This window comes from Parendozoicomonas sp. 2304DJ65-17 (genome assembly GCF_058148445.1).
Map to the genome: position 1 here is coordinate 14,762 of NZ_JBYVJV010000004.1, position 17,155 is coordinate 31,916.

At 50.1% G+C, this 17,155-nt stretch carries 16 protein-coding genes; 4 read left to right on the forward strand and 12 right to left on the reverse strand.

Annotated features, from left to right (window positions below; all coding sequences use genetic code 11):
• Positions 1–133: 133 nt before the first annotated feature.
• Entirely contained in the window at positions 134–3,151 is a 3,018-nt protein-coding gene (gene rne, locus ACY2RR_RS12145; RefSeq protein ID WP_490108416.1) for a ribonuclease E, read from the forward strand.
• A gap of 95 nt (positions 3,152–3,246) precedes the next feature.
• Here the strand turns inward: rne and murB are convergent, their stop codons facing one another.
• Genes murB through ACY2RR_RS12185 form a run of 8 tightly spaced genes read right to left on the reverse strand, consistent with a single transcriptional unit; the run spans position 3,247 to position 10,239 of the window.
• On the reverse strand, positions 3,247–4,275 hold the full coding sequence (gene murB, locus ACY2RR_RS12150; protein WP_490108417.1) for a UDP-N-acetylmuramate dehydrogenase: 1,029 nt from the start codon (positions 4,273–4,275) through the stop codon (positions 3,247–3,249).
• On the reverse strand, positions 4,275–4,748 hold the full coding sequence (locus tag ACY2RR_RS12155; RefSeq protein ID WP_490108418.1) for a low molecular weight protein-tyrosine-phosphatase: 474 nt from the start codon (positions 4,746–4,748) through the stop codon (positions 4,275–4,277). The genes murB and ACY2RR_RS12155 overlap by 1 nt, the downstream gene beginning before the upstream one ends.
• Entirely contained in the window at positions 4,745–5,527 is a 783-nt protein-coding gene (gene kdsB, locus ACY2RR_RS12160) for a 3-deoxy-manno-octulosonate cytidylyltransferase (RefSeq protein ID WP_490108419.1), read from the reverse strand. Before kdsB ends, ACY2RR_RS12155 begins: the two co-directional genes overlap by 4 nt.
• A 22-nt stretch (positions 5,528–5,549) precedes the next feature.
• Positions 5,550–5,729, reverse strand: coding sequence for a Trm112 family protein (locus ACY2RR_RS12165; RefSeq protein ID WP_281646958.1), 180 nt, complete (start codon positions 5,727–5,729; stop codon positions 5,550–5,552).
• Positions 5,730–5,766: 37 nt separating this feature from the next.
• Positions 5,767–6,762 (reverse strand): tetraacyldisaccharide 4'-kinase, encoded by a 996-nt coding sequence (gene lpxK / locus ACY2RR_RS12170; protein ID WP_490108711.1) that lies wholly within the window; start codon positions 6,760–6,762, stop codon positions 5,767–5,769.
• Positions 6,763–6,785: 23 nt separating this feature from the next.
• The gene (locus tag ACY2RR_RS12175; RefSeq protein WP_490108420.1) at positions 6,786–7,208 is read right to left on the reverse strand and encodes an ExbD/TolR family protein; all 423 of its coding nucleotides are present in this window, start codon (positions 7,206–7,208) and stop codon (positions 6,786–6,788) included.
• A complete protein-coding gene (locus ACY2RR_RS12180) occupies positions 7,205–7,840 on the reverse strand; it encodes a MotA/TolQ/ExbB proton channel family protein (protein WP_490108421.1) in 636 nt (211 codons plus the stop codon). Before ACY2RR_RS12180 ends, ACY2RR_RS12175 begins: the two co-directional genes overlap by 4 nt.
• 41 nt (positions 7,841–7,881) lie before the next feature.
• On the reverse strand, positions 7,882–10,239 hold the full coding sequence (locus ACY2RR_RS12185) for a DNA internalization-related competence protein ComEC/Rec2 (RefSeq protein WP_490108422.1): 2,358 nt from the start codon (positions 10,237–10,239) through the stop codon (positions 7,882–7,884).
• A 158-nt stretch (positions 10,240–10,397) separates the two neighbouring features.
• On the opposite strand from ACY2RR_RS12185, the gene ACY2RR_RS12190 reads away from it, so the two are divergent.
• Both ACY2RR_RS12190 and ACY2RR_RS12195 read left to right on the forward strand, forming a co-directional pair.
• On the forward strand, positions 10,398–10,934 hold the full coding sequence (locus ACY2RR_RS12190; RefSeq protein WP_490108423.1) for a DUF2062 domain-containing protein: 537 nt from the start codon (positions 10,398–10,400) through the stop codon (positions 10,932–10,934).
• Between the two features lie 59 nt (positions 10,935–10,993).
• On the forward strand, positions 10,994–11,287 hold the full coding sequence (locus ACY2RR_RS12195) for a hypothetical protein (RefSeq protein ID WP_490108424.1): 294 nt from the start codon (positions 10,994–10,996) through the stop codon (positions 11,285–11,287).
• Positions 11,288–11,344: 57 nt separating this feature from the next.
• Here ACY2RR_RS12195 and lolD read toward each other — a convergent pair whose 3' ends face one another.
• From lolD to ACY2RR_RS12210, 3 genes are all read right to left on the reverse strand, one after another.
• The gene (gene lolD / locus ACY2RR_RS12200) at positions 11,345–12,037 is read right to left on the reverse strand and encodes a lipoprotein-releasing ABC transporter ATP-binding protein LolD (RefSeq protein ID WP_490108425.1); all 693 of its coding nucleotides are present in this window, start codon (positions 12,035–12,037) and stop codon (positions 11,345–11,347) included.
• A complete protein-coding gene (locus ACY2RR_RS12205) occupies positions 12,030–13,274 on the reverse strand; it encodes a lipoprotein-releasing ABC transporter permease subunit (protein WP_490108426.1) in 1,245 nt (414 codons plus the stop codon). The genes lolD and ACY2RR_RS12205 overlap by 8 nt, the downstream gene beginning before the upstream one ends.
• Positions 13,275–13,447: 173 nt before the next feature.
• The gene (locus tag ACY2RR_RS12210) at positions 13,448–14,656 is read right to left on the reverse strand and encodes an ammonium transporter (protein WP_490108427.1); all 1,209 of its coding nucleotides are present in this window, start codon (positions 14,654–14,656) and stop codon (positions 13,448–13,450) included.
• A gap of 378 nt (positions 14,657–15,034) precedes the next feature.
• On the opposite strand from ACY2RR_RS12210, the gene ACY2RR_RS12215 reads away from it, so the two are divergent.
• Complete coding sequence (locus ACY2RR_RS12215; RefSeq protein WP_490108428.1) at positions 15,035–15,727, forward strand: pseudouridine synthase; 693 nt, start codon at positions 15,035–15,037, stop codon at positions 15,725–15,727.
• Between the two features lie 3 nt (positions 15,728–15,730).
• Here the strand turns inward: ACY2RR_RS12215 and ACY2RR_RS12220 are convergent, their stop codons facing one another.
• A complete protein-coding gene (locus ACY2RR_RS12220; protein ID WP_490108429.1) occupies positions 15,731–17,122 on the reverse strand; it encodes a hypothetical protein in 1,392 nt (463 codons plus the stop codon).
• Positions 17,123–17,155: the final 33 nt, after the last annotated feature.

Genomic DNA, 17,155 nt, shown 5'->3' on the forward strand with positions numbered 1-17,155 from the left:
TAGCCCCTGAGAGAGAACAGCTCAGGGCATTCCCTGTTATGCAGAATGCTGCAGTTTCAGGATGATAAGAAGAATGAATAATAGGACGTACCAGGCATGAAGAGGATGGCCTAACAGATAGAACCGGATTTGCATGAAAAGAATGCTAATCAATGCGACACAACAGGAAGAGCTGCGTGTTGCACTGGTCGATGGCCAAAAACTTTATGATCTCGATATTGAATCGGGCGCCCGCGAACAAAAGAAAGCCAACATCTACAAAGGTAAGATCACCCGCGTAGAACCAAGCCTCGAAGCGGCTTTTGTTGATTTCGGTTCGGAGCGTCACGGCTTCCTCCCTCTCAAAGAGATTTCCCGCGAATACTTTACTGGCAACCCCGGCTCCGGACGCCCCAGCATCCGTGATGTGATCAAGGAAGGTCAGGAAGTTATTGTTCAGGTAGATAAAGAAGAGCGCGGTAATAAAGGCGCAGCTCTTACTACCCTGATCAGCCTGGCAGGTCGCTATCTGGTACTGATGCCCAATAACCCTCGTGCTGGCGGTATTTCCCGTCGTATTGAAGGTGAAGAGCGCACCCAGCTCCGTGAAGCCCTGGCCCAGCTCGACATTCCACAAGAAATGGGCGTAATCGTTCGTACTGCAGGTCTTGGCCGTGATGCCGCCGACCTCCAGTGGGATCTGGACTACCTCCTGAAAGTCTGGAGTTCCATTAAGGAAGCGACCGCCGACCGCCCTGCTCCATTCCTGGTTTACCAGGAAAGCAACGTAACCATTCGCGCTATTCGCGATTACCTGCGCCAGGACATTGGTGAAGTTCTGGTCGACAACCCAGTCGTACACAAGGAAGCCCTGGAGTTCATCTCTCAGGTTATGCCTCAGTACCAGAACCGGGTGAAGCTGTACCAAGACGAGGTCCCCCTATTCAATCGCTTCCAGATCGAAAGCCAGATCGAAACAGCCTTCCAGCGAGAAGTGAAGCTTCCTTCCGGCGGTTCCATCGTTATTGACCCAACTGAAGCACTGGTTTCCATCGATATCAACTCTGCCCGCGCAACCCGTGGCGGCGATATCGAAGAAACCGCACGCAACACAAACCTTGAAGCGGCAGAAGAGATTGCCCGCCAGCTTCGTCTGCGTGATATCGGCGGCCTGATTGTTATCGACTTCATCGATATGAGTTCTAACAAGAACCAACGCGATGTTGAAAATAAGATGCGCGAAGCCCTGCAAATGGACCGCGCCCGCGTACAGCTGGGTCGCATTTCTCGCTTCGGCCTGCTGGAAATGTCCCGTCAGCGCCTACGCCCTTCTCTGGAAGAAACAAGCGGTATTGTCTGCCCACGGTGTAACGGTCAGGGCACCATCCGTGATATCCATTCTCTGGCTCTGTCCATTCTGCGCCTGGTAGAAGAAGAAGCTCTGAAAGAGCGTACTTCTGAAATCCGCGCCACAGTACCTGTTGCAGTTGGTACATTCATGCTGAACGAAAAGCGTGATGTTATCAGCCGCATTGAAAAGCGCAGCAAAACCCGTGTTCTGGTTATCCCTAACCCACACATGGAAACACCTCACTTTGAGGTTCAACGACTGCGTGACGACCATATTGGTGAAATTCCGGCCAGCAGCCTGGAAATCAGCAAAGAGATTCAGCCTGAAGCTCAGGAATACCTGCAGGACAAAGAACTGCAGAAAGCCCCTGAAGCTGCGGTTCGCAATATCACCCCTAATAAGCCAGCCCCAGCCCGCACTCCGGCGACACAGAAGGCAGCCGATTCTGAGTCTGGCGGCCTGTTGAAAGCTATTGCCAAAACCTTTGGCAGCCTGTTCTCTGCTCCAGAAGAAGAGAAGCCTGCACCCAAGACACAACAGCGTCAGGAAAAATCCAGCAACAATCGCCCAGGCGGCAACCGTCGTAACGACCGTAATCGCAGTAACGACCGCCGTCGAGATGATCGCAACGCCCGCAACGAACAACGTCGTGAGCGCAATAAAGATGCACAGGAAGAGCGCCAAACTCGCGAACGTCGCCAACCACAGCGTCGCGATCAGCGCAATGAACGCAGTCAGGAAAAGCGTGACGATTCCCGTCGTCAGCAACAGGACAATCGCCAGAACGAAGCAAGTTCCAGCGAAGCCCTGAAGCGTCCACAGCAAACTTCCAGCTCCGGTGAGCAGCAGGAAGAGAAGCGCCGCCGCCCACGCAACTTGCAGAACCGTCGACGTAACAACCGTCAATCCCAACGGGATCGTGTTCAGCCAGATGCGCAGCAGCAGACTACTGAAGCGCCAGCTCAGCAACCCCAGGCACAGCAAACCGCCAAACCTGAAGCTGCTCCACAGCAACCAGCTAAACAGGAGCAAAAGCCTGCACCACGCAAGCCTAAGCAGGAGCAACAACAGCCTGCAGCCGCTAAGCCGGAAGCACCAAAAGAGACTGTAAAAGTTGAAGCTGTTGAAAGAAAGATTGAGGAGAAGCCTGCTCAACAGAAGCCACAGCAAGAAGCCGTTAAAGCTGTAGCGCCTGAAGCAGCTCCTGCAGTTCAGCCTGAAAAAAACCCTCAACCTGCACCTGTTCAAAAGCCGGCCGCCGAAACTCCAGTCGCTGCACCAGCACAGGAAAAGCCAGCTATTTCTGAAAAACCAGCTCAGGAAAAGCCTGCTGAGAAACCTGTACAACCTCAGCAAGCCGAACAACCAAAAGCTGAAGAGAGCAAGCCCGCAGAAACAAAACAGGCTCCTGCGCCTGCGGCGGTAGAACCTGCTCCAAAACCAGAAGTAGCAGAAAAAACTGCAACTCCAGCTCCGACAGCAGAAACAGAAGAGGCTCCGGCTGCTTCTGAGCGCCCTCGCCGTCGCCGTCGCGCCACCCGTGCCGCTAACGATCCACGGGAGATTCGCCGCCGCAAGCTTGAAGCTGAAAAGGCCACCGCTGAAACCGCAAAACCAGCTGAGCCGGGTCCTGTAGAAGCACCAGCACCTGAGCAGAAACCAGCTCCAACACCGGCATCTGAGCAACCTGCTCAGCAGCCAGTAAAAGAGCAACCTCAGCCAGAGCAAAAGATTGCCCAGGAACCACAGGCAACTGCAGCTCCAGAGCAAACCAAGCCAGCAACACAAACACCTGTTGTTGACCAAAGCTCTGATCAGTAACGACTACTGAAATACGCTGATAAAAAATCCCCGATCATTTCTGATCGGGGATTTTTTTATGCTTTTAAAACAATATAAGCAAAACGAAAAAAGATTTAATAAACCCTTGGCTCTATCTCGAGATCAACACCAAACCGCTCACTGACCGCTTCACGTATATCACCAGCAAGTGCAAGGATTGCGGAACCATCAGCTTGCCCATGGTTAACCAGCACAAGAGCCTGATACTGATAAACACCAGCACCACTGCTGTAGGTAACACCTTTGAAGCCGCACTGATCAATCAGCCAGCCTGCGGCTAATTTCCAATAATCATCACCAGCAGGAAAGGCAACGATACCAGGCTCCCGCTCTAACAATTGCTGGTAATGATCGTGGCCAACCACTGGATTTTTAAAAAAACTTCCAGCGTTACCCAATTGCTCTGGTGAAGGCAATTTCGAATTACGTATTCGGCAAACAACGTCACTGACCAGCTGGCCAGTCACAGGACTACCACCTGCAGCCTGCTGCACTTCTTTTTGAAGCTGGCCATAACCCAATTGAGATTCAAAGGTTTTCGATAAAATAAAAGTTACCGAGACAATTACAAACCGGTCCCGATACCTTCCTTTGAAGACAGAATTGCGATAGCCAAACTGGCACTCTTCAGCCGTCAGAGTAACAACCTCACCGGTCACCATATCCATAGCCTGCAGGCTATGAAAAACATCTTTTATCTCAACACCGTACGCCCCGATATTCTGAATGGGTGCAGCACCCACACAGCCAGGGATGAGTGACAAGTTTTCCAGTCCATAATAATTCTGACTCAGGGTCCACTGCACAAACTCATGCCAGTTTTCACCAGCGCCAGTCTTTATCAGAACCTGACCATCAGTTTCACCGGGAATGACTTCACAACCTTTAATGGCAAGAGCAATGACCAACCCTTCAAAGTCACCACTAAAAATAACATTACTACCTTCACCTAGCGGGCAGATAGGCAGCTTCTTCTTACCTGCCCACTCCAGAGCTTCACGAAGCTCACCTTCTGATGAAACCCGGGTCAGATAATCAGCAAAACAGGAGATACCCATCGTATTGTAGGGTTTAAGGTCTACGTTATGATTTAACTCCAACATCACAACGCATCATCCCTGAGTCCGGCAACAAGGTTATCCGCAGCCTGCTCAACCAGATCAAGAACATTGCTGAAATCTTTTGCGCCACCATAATAAGGATCAGGCACCTCATCCGTGCCAATAACACCGGAGTAAGGTAAAAACAGGCCGACCTTCTCTTTGCATTCTTCCGGGCAACAACTCATTAGCTCATCATAATTGCTGTAATCCATAGCCAGAATCAGATCAAACCGGGAAAAGTCATTAGCCTGCACCTGCTGTGCCCGCAATCCGGAAAGGTCATAACCCCGGGCTTTTGCCGCTTCAATTGCCCTGGCGTCCGGAGCCTCACCAACATGCCACGCTCCAGTACCAGCGGATTGCACTTCTACAAAATCAGAAAGACCGGCCTCTTCAACTTTCCCTTGCAGAATACCATGGGCTGTTGGGGAACGGCAGATATTCCCCAAGCAGACCAGTAAAATCCTTTTCACACGGTTTCCTCTATCTCTTGTTGCTCAGCATAAACAGAACGAACTCGCTCCAGATCGGCTTCGGTATCCACACCAGCTGGAGGAACTTCACAGGCTTCAGCAACATGAATGCGATCGCCATTCCACAGAATGCGCAACTGTTCGAGTCGCTCGGTAATTTCCAAGGGAGACTCGCCCCAGGTGACAAAGCGATTTAACAAGCCAACCCGGTAGGCATAAATCCCCAGATGCCTCTGATGCAAGGCACTGCTACCAACGGTTTCACGGGTAGCGGCAAAATGATCACGATCCCAAGGCATAGGGGCACGGCTAAAATAAAGTGCCAGCCCATTCAGATCCGAAACAACCTTCACCGCATTGGGGTCAAACAGCTCATCCGCCTCAGTGACAGGATGAGACAGGGTGGCGACTGAAGCCTGCACACAAACTTTCAGGTTTTCAGCTACCTGATCAATAACAGCTGGCGGAACCAAAGGTTCATCACCCTGAACATTGACAACAATCGCATCCTCAGAAAACCCGTATTTACTCACGACTTCCTGAAGACGATCCGTGCCGGTCGGGTGATCAGCACGGGTCATACACACCTCAGCACCAAACCGGACAGCAACGCCCTGCACCTGCTCATCATCCGTAGCGATGATAATACGTGAAGCCTGGCTGCGGGATGCCTGCTCCCAGACATGCTGAATCATTGGCTTACCACCAATATCAGCCAGAGGCTTACCCGGAAGGCGAGTGGAAGCAAACCGGGCCGGAATAATTACGGTATAGGACATGTCGGTAATAATCTTGTGCTGATCAGAGTCGTTCGTCGGTCGTTAAAGTGCGGGCTTCTGATTCCAGCATGACCGGAATATCATCCCGCACCGGAAACGCCAGCCCACAAGGGCGGCAAATCAACTCATGTGTCTCACGCTCATGCTTCAGATCCCCTTTGCAAAGAGGACAGGCAAGAATTTCAAACAGTTTCTTGTCCATGAAATATCACCACATTGAAAGCCGGCTTCAGCCAGCATCAGAGATTACCCAGGCGATCCAGTACTTTAGCCCAGAATGGCTCGGGAAGTTGGGCTTCAACAGCCAGATACCACCAGTTTTTCCTGGCGAAAGGCCGGCACTTGATAGCATCTTTGCCGGTCATTATAACGATTCCATCCCCCAGGGACGATAAGTCATCGCTTTGAAACCCGTGATGGTCAGCAAACGGGTGCCGTTTAACGGTAAAGCCCTGCTGCTCAAGGGTTAAGAAAAACCGTTCCGGGTTTCCGATACCCGCCACACCATGCACCGGATAGGAAGGATTAACGGGAAAATCCCGAGAACTGCCATCCACAGCAATCATCCCTGCGGGCTTCAACTCCATAAGAACAGACTCAACAGGAAGCTCTCGCTGTAACGCACCGTTACTGACAACAAGATCAACACTGTGTAACCGCTCACCGGATTCCCTGAGCGGCCCGGCCGGCAAACAATAGCCATTGCCCAACCCTCTTGCGCCATCAACCAAAGCGATTTCCAGATCCCGGTGCAAACGATAGTGCTGAAGCCCGTCATCACTGATAACCAGGTTACAGTCCGTATTCTCCAGCAAATATCTCACCGCTCTCTGACGATCGGTATCAACAATCACAGGAGCCTGAGTCAGCTCAGCGAGCATCACCGGTTCATCACCACAGATAGAGGGGTTACTTCCCTGCCCCACCAATTGAGGCTGACTGTTTTTGCCGGATCCATAACCGCGACTGATCACTCCGGGGCGATAGCCTTCCTCCCGCAAACGCTTAACCAGTGCTGCCACCATGGGGGTTTTCCCTGTGCCTCCAGCAGTCACATTACCAACAACAATAACCGGAACTGGTGGTTTCCACGGAGGATTCGATCGGAAAGCCTGAAGGCGCTTATCAGCTTCACGCTTAACAAGAGCTGACAATGGTACAAGAGGGTAAAGGGAGAGACTGAGTTCAGACCTGTACCAGGCCCGAACTAGTTTTTCAGATAAAGAGTTTTTCACGCGCGACAAAAAGGAAGATCCCATTATTTGGTTTCAGCTTCCTGAGTGGCAATACTGAGTTTAGAAAAGCCCAGCTCTCCCGCAGCTTCCATGGCAATTACCACAGATTCATGGGGTGTTTTTGCGTCGGCTATGAGTACAACTGGTCGGGTAATATCGCCGCCAGATGCCCTTTCCAGAGCTGCCTTTACAATTTCAAGACTATTGCCGGGCAACACTTGTCCGGAAATCGCATAAACACCGGTCTGACTAATCTCAATCTTTATTTCCCGCTGCTCTATAGGAGCCTGAGCAGACAGGGAGGCTTCCGGTAGGTCAACCTCCAGACGAGTTTCCCGGGTAAAGGTAGTGGACACCATAAAGAAGATCAGCAGCAGAAAAACAACATCGATCAGGGGCGTCAGGTTAACTGATACTTCCTGAACAGGCTGGCGCCGGAACTTCATGCTTTACCACCTTCGCTGAAGTCCACCTTCCGCTCACCCTGAACAACTTCAACCAGGCGAGTAGCATCCTGCTCCATTGTTACCACCAGCTCATCAACACGGCGAACAAGGAATCGATGGAAGATAACCGCAGGAATCGCGACACTCAAACCAGCAGCGGTTGTCACCAGCGCCTTGGAAATACCACCAGCAAGGATAGCGGCGTTACCGCTGCCTTCCAGCATAATGACCGTGAACACATCGATCATACCGATAACGGTACCCAACAGACCCAGCAGTGGAGCAACTGCGGCCACAGTACCCAGAGCGTTCAGGTAACGCTCCAGCTCGTGAACAACTTTGCTCGCAGCCTCATCGATACTTTCTTTCATGATTTCGCGGCCATGACGGGCATTGGCCAGCCCAGCCGCCATGATTTCGCCCAGAGGGGAGTTACGGCGCAGCTCTTTCAGCTTGTCATTAGTAAGCTCGCCATCCTTAAACCACTTCCACACCTGTGGCAGGAGGTTTTTGGGAGCCACTTTTTCCCGTCTCAGTGACCACAGACGTTCGATTACAATAGCCGTTGCCAGCACAGAACAAAGAACAATCGGCAGCATCAACCAGCCACCAGCTTTTATCAGCTCGAACACCTGCGGAAACACCTTTAAAAATGAAAATTCGGCTGCCCACTTTACCATAACCCCTGCGCCAGTCTACCGACCATCGACCGAACTGGCTCACAGTTTTCAAGCTGCCGACCATCATGAAGAAGTCGACTCCACCAGTATCCAGCCTCTTTTCTGTAACAACTCAGCTGCAACCCTCCCTGCTTGCCAAGTACATAGGTCTGGGTGCCGGTTTCTGCAGTATTCAGCACTGTGATCCGTCGATCATGATAACGGTGAATAACAGCACTGGCCGGGTGATGAAATCTGTTTTTGTATCCGGCTGATACGGAGGCGTATTCAGGTTTGACCACATTCAAAAACATTGCTGAAGAAGAGGTGTCACTCCCATGATGGGGAGCAAGCAAAAGCTGGCTCTGGAGTTGATTGCCATACTGTTTTACCAGCAACCGCTCCCTTCGCCGCGTAATATCACCTGCCAGCAAAGCGCACCCATTATTGGTACAAATTCTCATAACACAAGAACGGTCATTAACGGGTAAGTTACCTGCTTCCTCCCCTGCGCCAAGATACTCAAAATAAATGCCATCCCATTCCCAGCCAGCTCCAGCCTGACAGTACTCACCAGATTGCTCATCTGGAGCAATGACTTCAGTCTTAGGGAAATAAGAACGCAGAACATCCAGACCACCAATATGATCACGGTCAGTATGGGAGATAATGATTTTATCCGGATACAGGTGTCCCATCTGTTGCAGATAAGGAAGGATCACAGCTTCTGCCGCTGAAAAATGGGGAGAAAAACGATCTCCGGTATCGTAAATCAAGCTGTGATTCCGGGTACGAACAGCAACCGCCAGCCCCTGCCCTACATCAAGAACAGAAACCTCAACAATTCCGTCGCCCGGCTTCTTAATAGCTGGCCATAGCCATGGGATAAAACAGAACAGTCCTAACCATCGCCAACCCAAAACCCGTGGCGCAAAAACAATAGCAACACCAACAGCAGCCATAAGCAGGGTTGGTAAACCAGGAACAGGCGCTAAAAAGCCGTCAGGGGTAAATTCAACTATCCACTCAAGCCCTGCCTGCCAGATTTCAAGAACCCAGCACACCCACTGAAGAACTATTAAACCTGCAGTTTTCCATAATACGGAAAGAGCAAGTCCGATAGACATCAGGGGAATGAGGACCATCCCTACAAGCGGTATAGAAACGAGATTTATAAAAGGAGAGAACAGGTTCACCGGCTGATGCATAGAGGCCAGTACCGGAGCCAGTGCAAAGGCAACTACAAGCTGCGACCAGAATATTGAACCAAGCTGTGATTCATTTCTTCGATAACTGAAGGCATACAAGAGTGCAGCCACCGCAAGAAAGGAAAGCCAGAAACCGTTGGCAGTAACGGCCATAGGTTCGATGAGTAGAACAGCGCAAAGCGCAAGAAGGTAGATAGTTAGCCTGGGCAGACGAAATCCCAAACTCAGCACACCAACTCCCACTCCAAGCATGATCAGCGCCCGCTGAACCGGAAGACCAAAACCAGCCATCAGGCTATAGAGAATTGCCATACCCAGCCCGGTTACTCGCCCAATCACCGGGACTGGCCAGCGATGCAGTGGAAGCAAACCCAAAAGAGCCAGGCATCGAACAAGCCCCCAGCCAAATAAAACAATAAGACTGATATGCAACCCGGAAATCACCAGCAAATGCACAGTCCCAGTTTTACGGAAAAGCTGCCAACTATCCTGTGACACACCACGGGTATCTCCTAAAAGAAGAGCCCGAACAACACCACTCCCCGGCTCAGCAAGATTATTCTTGAGCCACTGGCTAAGACTATTTCGCCAAACAAAAAGTCCTGTTGAGGGAGCATCCATTAGGCGCACATTCTCCACAGCATCACAGGTTCTCACATAACCCGTAGCCGTAATGCCCTGCCTCAATAAAACAGTCTGATAATCTCCAGCTCCATCACTGGCAAATCCATGGGGGCGTTTTAAGCGCACACACAGTTGCCATGTTTCTTTGGGGGACAGGTGCGGAGCATCAAACCAGCTGAGAGATACTTTGTTGCAGGTGGCGGGTAACCCCGGTGGAGGAACAATCTCGCCAGAAAAAGTAAATCGTGTACGCTCCCCCCTAATATCTGGCAAGCTGACAATCTTCCCGGACATTTTCAGATCACGGCCGGTTAATTCATCTGGAAGCCAGCCGTTAATACGCTGGATTTGATTCCAACCGCCATAAACAAACCCACCTAACAGAGCGACTAAAAGCAAGGAGGGGAACGTTTTCCGCAAAACCACTGTCAAAATAAGAAGACTGGCTGAAGAGACAATCAGCAGGACAGAATAGGTATCAGCCCGCAGGTACGGAGACAAGATTATTCCACTGGCAAAACCGGTCAGTACCTGCCACATAAGCATCTGTCACGTATGGAGAATAGTCAGTTTTCAGGGCATACTGCATCGCTGCCTGAAAACCCTGAAACATAGACTATTGTGTGTTGCAGGCAGGCTTTGACTTTTAAGTCGCCACAACGTTGTGAATTATCAAGGAACAGGCCTAATCTATCGGCATGGCGAGGAAATTGATTCAACGGTATTTACCGGATCCGGCTCAATTAAGAGAAAACAAATCTCTTAAATTTCTGGGCGATCATTTGCTGGACCCAAATATCTGGCATCTGAATCGGCGCTCAGTTGCTTTGGCATTTTTTGTCGGGATTTTAGTTGCCTTTATCCCCATCCCCTTTCAAATGGTTGTGGCAGCCTGTCTGGCACTTCTTATCCGTTGTAACCTGCCAGTCTCTGTCGCGCTGGTCTGGATTACCAATCCAATCACCATGCCGATTATGTGGTACACAACCTACAAAATTGGCTGCTTTATTCTGCAAACACCGGTGGCACCTCACCATGGTTTTGAAATCAGCCTGGAATGGCTGACCGCAGAATTCGCCAGAATCTGGCTACCACTCTATCTTGGATCCTTTCTTACCGGGCTGTTTTTTGCCATTATCAGTTACGTAGGCATACGACTGTTCTGGCGTTGGCATATTGTCAGGACATGGAAACAGAGGCAGAAAAATCGTTCCTGCGATTCTGGAAACGAATAAACATCAGTCTGCTTTGCCGTATTATTTTTACCTGAAACAACACCGTTAACGAGTGCATCATGAACAGAAGCAACCGCGGTTTTAGCCGTCGCAAGCCAAAGCTGCAGGGTCGGGGAAAACTCGAAAATATTGCCACCGATGGTCCCCACAGTGACTGGCTGGGCATGCCAGATTACTACATCCACACCTTGACTGTGGAAGGTGAGGAATACAAATACCTCAGCGCCGACAAAAATCTTGATGTCAGCATTGGTGACCTGGTCTGCTTCCGTTATCAGGAAGCTGGTAAAGAGAAGCGTATCGATAAACGTTCTCTCGGCATTGCCATTGACCCGGCAAGCCTGAACCTCTAACAAAAAGGCCGAACTCACAGGAGTTCGGCCTTTTTGTATTCAAACAGCGTTAAAGAGTTAATCTTCCAACAACTGCCCATCCACCAGTTTCAGAACCCGACTCATTTTTCCTGCCAGATCAGGATCATGGGTAACCACAACAAAAGCCGTATCAACCTGTTCTGCCAGTTCCAGCATTAGCTGATGAATACGGTCTGCCGTATGAATATCGAGGTTGCCAGTTGGCTCATCCATCAACACCAGCGCTGGCTGGGTCACAAGCGCCCGGGCAATTGCCACCCTTTGCCGCTCGCCACCAGATAGTTCAGCAGGTTTATGATGAAGACGCTGTTCAAGCCCTACTCTTACCAGCAGCTCTTCTGCCTTCTTTCTGGCTTCAGCAACGCTGGTACCTTTTCTTATCAGCAAGGGCATCGCGGCATTTTCCAGAGCGGTAAACTCCGGCAGCAAATGATGGAACTGATAAACAAAGCCAAGATAACGATTCCGAAGCTCACCCCGTTCGTTATCACTCATCGACGCCATATCATTACCGCAAATGGCAACAGAGCCAGACGAAGCCTTATCCAAACCCGCCAACATATTCAGCAAAGTGGTTTTACCGGAACCGGAACTGCCAACAATAGCAACCCGCTCACCACGGAAAATCTCAACATTAATACCGCTTAAAACCGTGAGTTTTTCCGGCCCTTCATCATAAGCTTTGACCAGCGCTTGACATGACAGCACAACATCCCTGGAATCATTCATAGCGCAAAGCCTCTGCTGGCTGAATTCTGGCAGCACGCCAGGAAGGATAAAGAGTCGCCAGAAAGCTCAAACCAAGACTGGCAGTACAGACAGTAACAACATCCGACCACAACAATTGAGAAGGCAGGTCACTGATAAAGTAAACGTCAGCACTTAGGAAAGAGATCCCCATAACTCTTTCAATAAAGCCAACGACAGAGGCCACATTAAGAGCAGCAATAACACCAAGCACTGTACCCAGACAGGTGCCGACAACGCCAATCACAGAACCCTGAACCATAAAAATACTCATAATGGTTCCTGGGCGAGCACCAAAGGTACGCAGAATGGCAATATCGGCCTGTTTATCGGTCACTACCATCACCAATGTGGCAACAATATTAAAGGCGGCCACCGCCACAATCAGGGATAACAACAACCCGACCATGGTTTTTTCCATTTGAATAGCCTGGAACAACCGCCCCTGGGTTCGAGTCCAGTCATTCACGTAATAACGACCCGGCAACTGCATAGCGGCTTCCCAGGCAAGACGAGGCGCATCAAACAGATCAGTCATTCGTAACCGCAGCCCTTCAACCCCACTCTGGTAGCGCATAAAGCGGGCGGCATCGGCAATATTAATATAAGCCAGGGAAGCATCTAAATCCGCCCCCACTGCAAACAATCCAGAAACCCGAAAACGCTTCATTCGAGGAAATACACCGGCAGGATTCACGGAGGCATCCGGCAACACAACAGTAACCATATCCCCAACAGAAATCCCAAGAGAACGAGCCAGCAACTCCCCCAAAACAATGCGAAACTCACCAGCCTCAAGATCATTCAGGCTGCCAGCCACCATATGCTGTGGGAGAATGGAAACCGTATCTTCCAGCCCAGGATCAATGCCATAAATCATGGCACCTTTGACCTGTCCCCGGGCGGTCATCATGCCCTGTCCTTCAATATAAGGAGCGGAGGCTTCAATACCGGGGATAGCCTGAACCGTTTTCTTTAAATCCTGCCAACCTGTCAGTTCCCCCTGTGCGGCAGAAATAGTGGCATGGGGTACCATACCCAAAATACGTTGACGCAGTTCACGGTCAAAGCCGTTCATAACCGACAACACAACAATCAGCACCATCACACCCAGCACAAGGCCAGCCATGGACATGGCAGAAATAAACGAAATAAAGTGATTCCGACGTTTAGCCCGCGTATAGCGCAAGCCAATAAAAAACGGCAGGGGTTTGAACATTCGATCTCCTGTTGAATGTCCCCGGGACGAAAAAAGAAAACATTATGCCAGAGAAGGGGGAAACTGGCAGAAAGAAATCACAGCCGCTTCTAATTAGTTTAGAGAGTGATTTAAAGCACAAATAAAAACGGCCTTAGCCAGAATGACCAAGGCCGTTTTTACAGATGAAGGGATTAGTCTTCGTTAACAGCACCGATCTTATGAATGGAAAGATCAGCTCCCTCAAACTCTTCCTCTTCAGAAAGACGCAGACCAAATACAACCTTAATAATGCCATAGGTCACAAAACCACCAATACCAGCGATAGCCACACCAGCAACAGTTCCTACCAACTGGGACATAAAGGATACTTCGCCCATACCGCCCAGCGCTTGCAGACCGAAGATACCAGCTGCAATACCACCCCAGGCACCACAAAGACCATGAAGTGGCCATACACCCAAAACATCATCAATCTTCCATTTGTTCTGAGTAGTGGTAAATGCCCAGACAAACAAGGCACCAGCCACCAGACCAATCACCAGCGCACCAATCGGGTGCACAATATCGGAGCCAGCACAGATAGCTACCAGACCAGCCAACGGTCCGTTATGAATAAAGCCGGGGTCGTTACGACCAACCACCAGTGCAGCGAGAGTTCCGCCAACCATTGCCATCAGAGAGTTCACAGCGACCAGACCACTGATACTGTCAACGGTCTGGGCAGACATCACGTTAAAGCCAAACCAGCCTACGGTCAGAATCCAAGAGCCCAAAGCGAGGAAAGGAATATTGGAAGGCGCGAAAGCCACCAGCTTGCCATTACGGTAGCGACCCTGACGCTTACCCAGCAGCAATACCGCACCCAATGCTATCCAGCCACCAACAGCGTGAACAACAATAGAACCGGCAAAATCACGGAATGGCAGGCCAAACTGTTCTTCCAGGAAAGCCTGGAAGCCAAAGTTGCCATTCCACACCATGCCTTCAAACAATGGGTAAAGGAAAGCAACGATCAGGAACGTTGCCAGCAGCTGAGGGTAAAATTTCGCCCGTTCGGCAATACCACCAGAAACAATGGCAGGAATCGCCGCAGCAAAGGTCAGCAGGAAGAAGAACTTCACCAGCTCATAACCTTGCCCGGTAACCAGCTCCTCGGCACCGGAATAAAAGCTCACGCCGTAGGAAATCTGATAACCAATAAAGAAGTAAGCCAGTGTAGACACACCGAAGTCACTGATAATTTTGGATAGTGCGTTCACCTGGTTTTTCAGGCGCACCGTACCCACTTCAAGAAATGCGAAACCCGCATGCATTGCCAGAACCATAATGGCTCCGAGCAATATGAAAAGTGTATTCGTCCCCTGTAAAAGGGATTCTACAGCGCTGTTCATGTGTTCCATAAATCTGCCTACTGGTTGTTATTACTGCTTTATTGCACCAAAGGAGTGCTTTATTGTTCTTGTCCGCACCCCTAAGGGTCACCGCGACATGGAATTCAGGAACTGCTATCACTTACAGGAAAACAGTGTCCACTCCAAAACCTGCCTTAAACTCTCTCAAACCTCTCTGGCTCAGGCACTCTGTCCGTACATCAAGGTGAATTGCTATCACTCCATTCGCACCACAAAGGAACCATTTAAGAAAAAGGCACTAATCAAAGGCAATTTTCATACCTGAATATGCCCACTAATTGTGCGGGTATAACTTTACTCTGGCGGTCTTGCTTTGCCCACTCCATAATCCTGCAGCTAAATTCGTTACCAGTAAGTTCACTAATTATGCGTTTGGATCGTTATATCAGCGAATGCACCGAGCTCAGCCGCGCCAATGCCAAGAAGGCTTTGCACCGGGGAGATATCACCTGCGATGGTGTTGTGGTTAAAAACTCTGGCTTTAAAGTGAACGAAGACTGTGAAGTTCACCTGCTGGGGGAGCGGCTGTATCATGTCAGCGACCGCTACATCATGCTGAATAAACCTGCCGACACAGTCTGTTCCAATGTTGGCGAAGCAGACTACCCATCTGTTCTCACCCTGATTGACCTGCCGAAAGCAGAAACCCTGCAAATAGCCGGTAGACTGGATGCGGACACAACTGGCTTAACCCTGATCACCAGTGACGGGCAATGGGGACACCGCATTACTTCCCCCCGTAAAGCCTGTGGTAAACGCTACCGTGTCTGGCTGGCAGAATCCCTAGTAGAAACAGCGGAAGCAAAACTCGCGGAAGGTATTCAACTGAAAAGCGAAGCCAAGCCAGTTCTGCCCGCCAAACTGGAACGTATTTCTGATACAGAGATTCTGCTGACTATTACCGAGGGCAAATATCATCAGGTGAAAAGAATGTTTGCCGCGCTGGGTAACCGGGTCATTGCCCTGCACAGGGAGCAGGTTGGGCATATCGAACTGGATGAAGCACTGGAACCTGGAGAGTGGCGTGAACTCACTCCAGAGGAGATAGCCAGCGTTTAATCTCTACAGAGCTGTCTCTGCCACTTTCAGCAAACCCAGTGTTCGGTGAATACCTGCGGGCGTAAGCTCTTGTTCACCACCCTCCCCTTTGCTGGTCATATCGGCTATTTGGGTGACTTCATCCTGAAAGGCTTTCGCTCTTTCCGGTACAAGAGATGTAACAAATTCACTGATCATCGGCGGTCCGGCCAGTGCCGCCTGTTGAGCCATGGGATTGGATTCTCCGAGTTCTACTGGATACCACTCCATAGCGAGGCTGACAGAGGCCAGGGCTTTGGCAAGCTGTGAACCTGGTGCTTGCAATCCTTGTTGCAGCTGCTGCCTTTTATCTTCGGGCAATCTCTCTACTGCCCGAACAATAAAAGGAGTTACCAACTCTGAAATCTCCCCAGTCCCCAACCGATCATCTGGTTTAAGAACTGCGGCTAAAGCGTAGGCATCCCGAACAAGGCAATAACAGCCCAGAACCAGAGCATCACTGTTATTCTCTGCCATGGCATTCAGGTAAGACTGAGCACTTTTATAAAATTGCGCTTCTGCTGGCTTCTCTGGAGCTACCGGGTACTGGCTCAAAGCCGGGCGTGCAAGCTCAGCCCATGGCATTGGCCTGGAATGAGATTCTGGCAACGGAAGCTTGTCCAATCCTGATGGAGGTATTGTTGATAGCGTGCGCTTATACATTGCGCGAAACGACTGAGCGCTAACAACACTTTGTCGCCCCTCCACCAAATCATTGGCTATAGATTGAACCCGCAAATCAAAAATAGGGCCAGCAGAATGTTTACGGGCTGTTTTCACCAGCCCGGCACACAACATGTTTCCCACCTGAAAAACACTGTGGATATGACGATTTCCAGAATTAAACATGCAGTGAGCCTTTAATATCCCCATCAGATAGGACATTTCCGTGCCCGGCTTACCCAGGGCTTTGAGCATAACTTTCCTTTCACTTTTTGAAGCCTTTGTGTAGACATCATCAATAATCTTGCTGAGTAAATCCTTTAGCTGCTCTTGTGATACTTCTGCGTCTTCACAGCATGCGTTTAAAGAGTGGAGCACCTGATTCAGCGCATCAATAATCAGAAATGCGTTATCACCGGATATAGCAGCGGCAAATTGTTCTACATCGGCTGTGAGCCTTTGAAGTTGCTCCGGGGTTGGCGAAAGGACATCCAGCTCAACAGGCTGGTTGCTCATAAAAGTTTTCAGTTCATGCTCTTCAACAACAGCCACTGAGCGCTGCCCCAACAATTTATCCGCCCAGGCCTTGGGGAGAAGTTTTTCAGCAAGTCTCGAAAGAATATTCGCCTTATCCGTTCGCCCATTTGGTTTACGGTGTTCAACCGCACTTAGGAAGCTGTTTTTAAGTCGAACTAAGGGTTGGGGCATTCTCATGATTAATATTCCTGAAACTTATCAGGAATATCG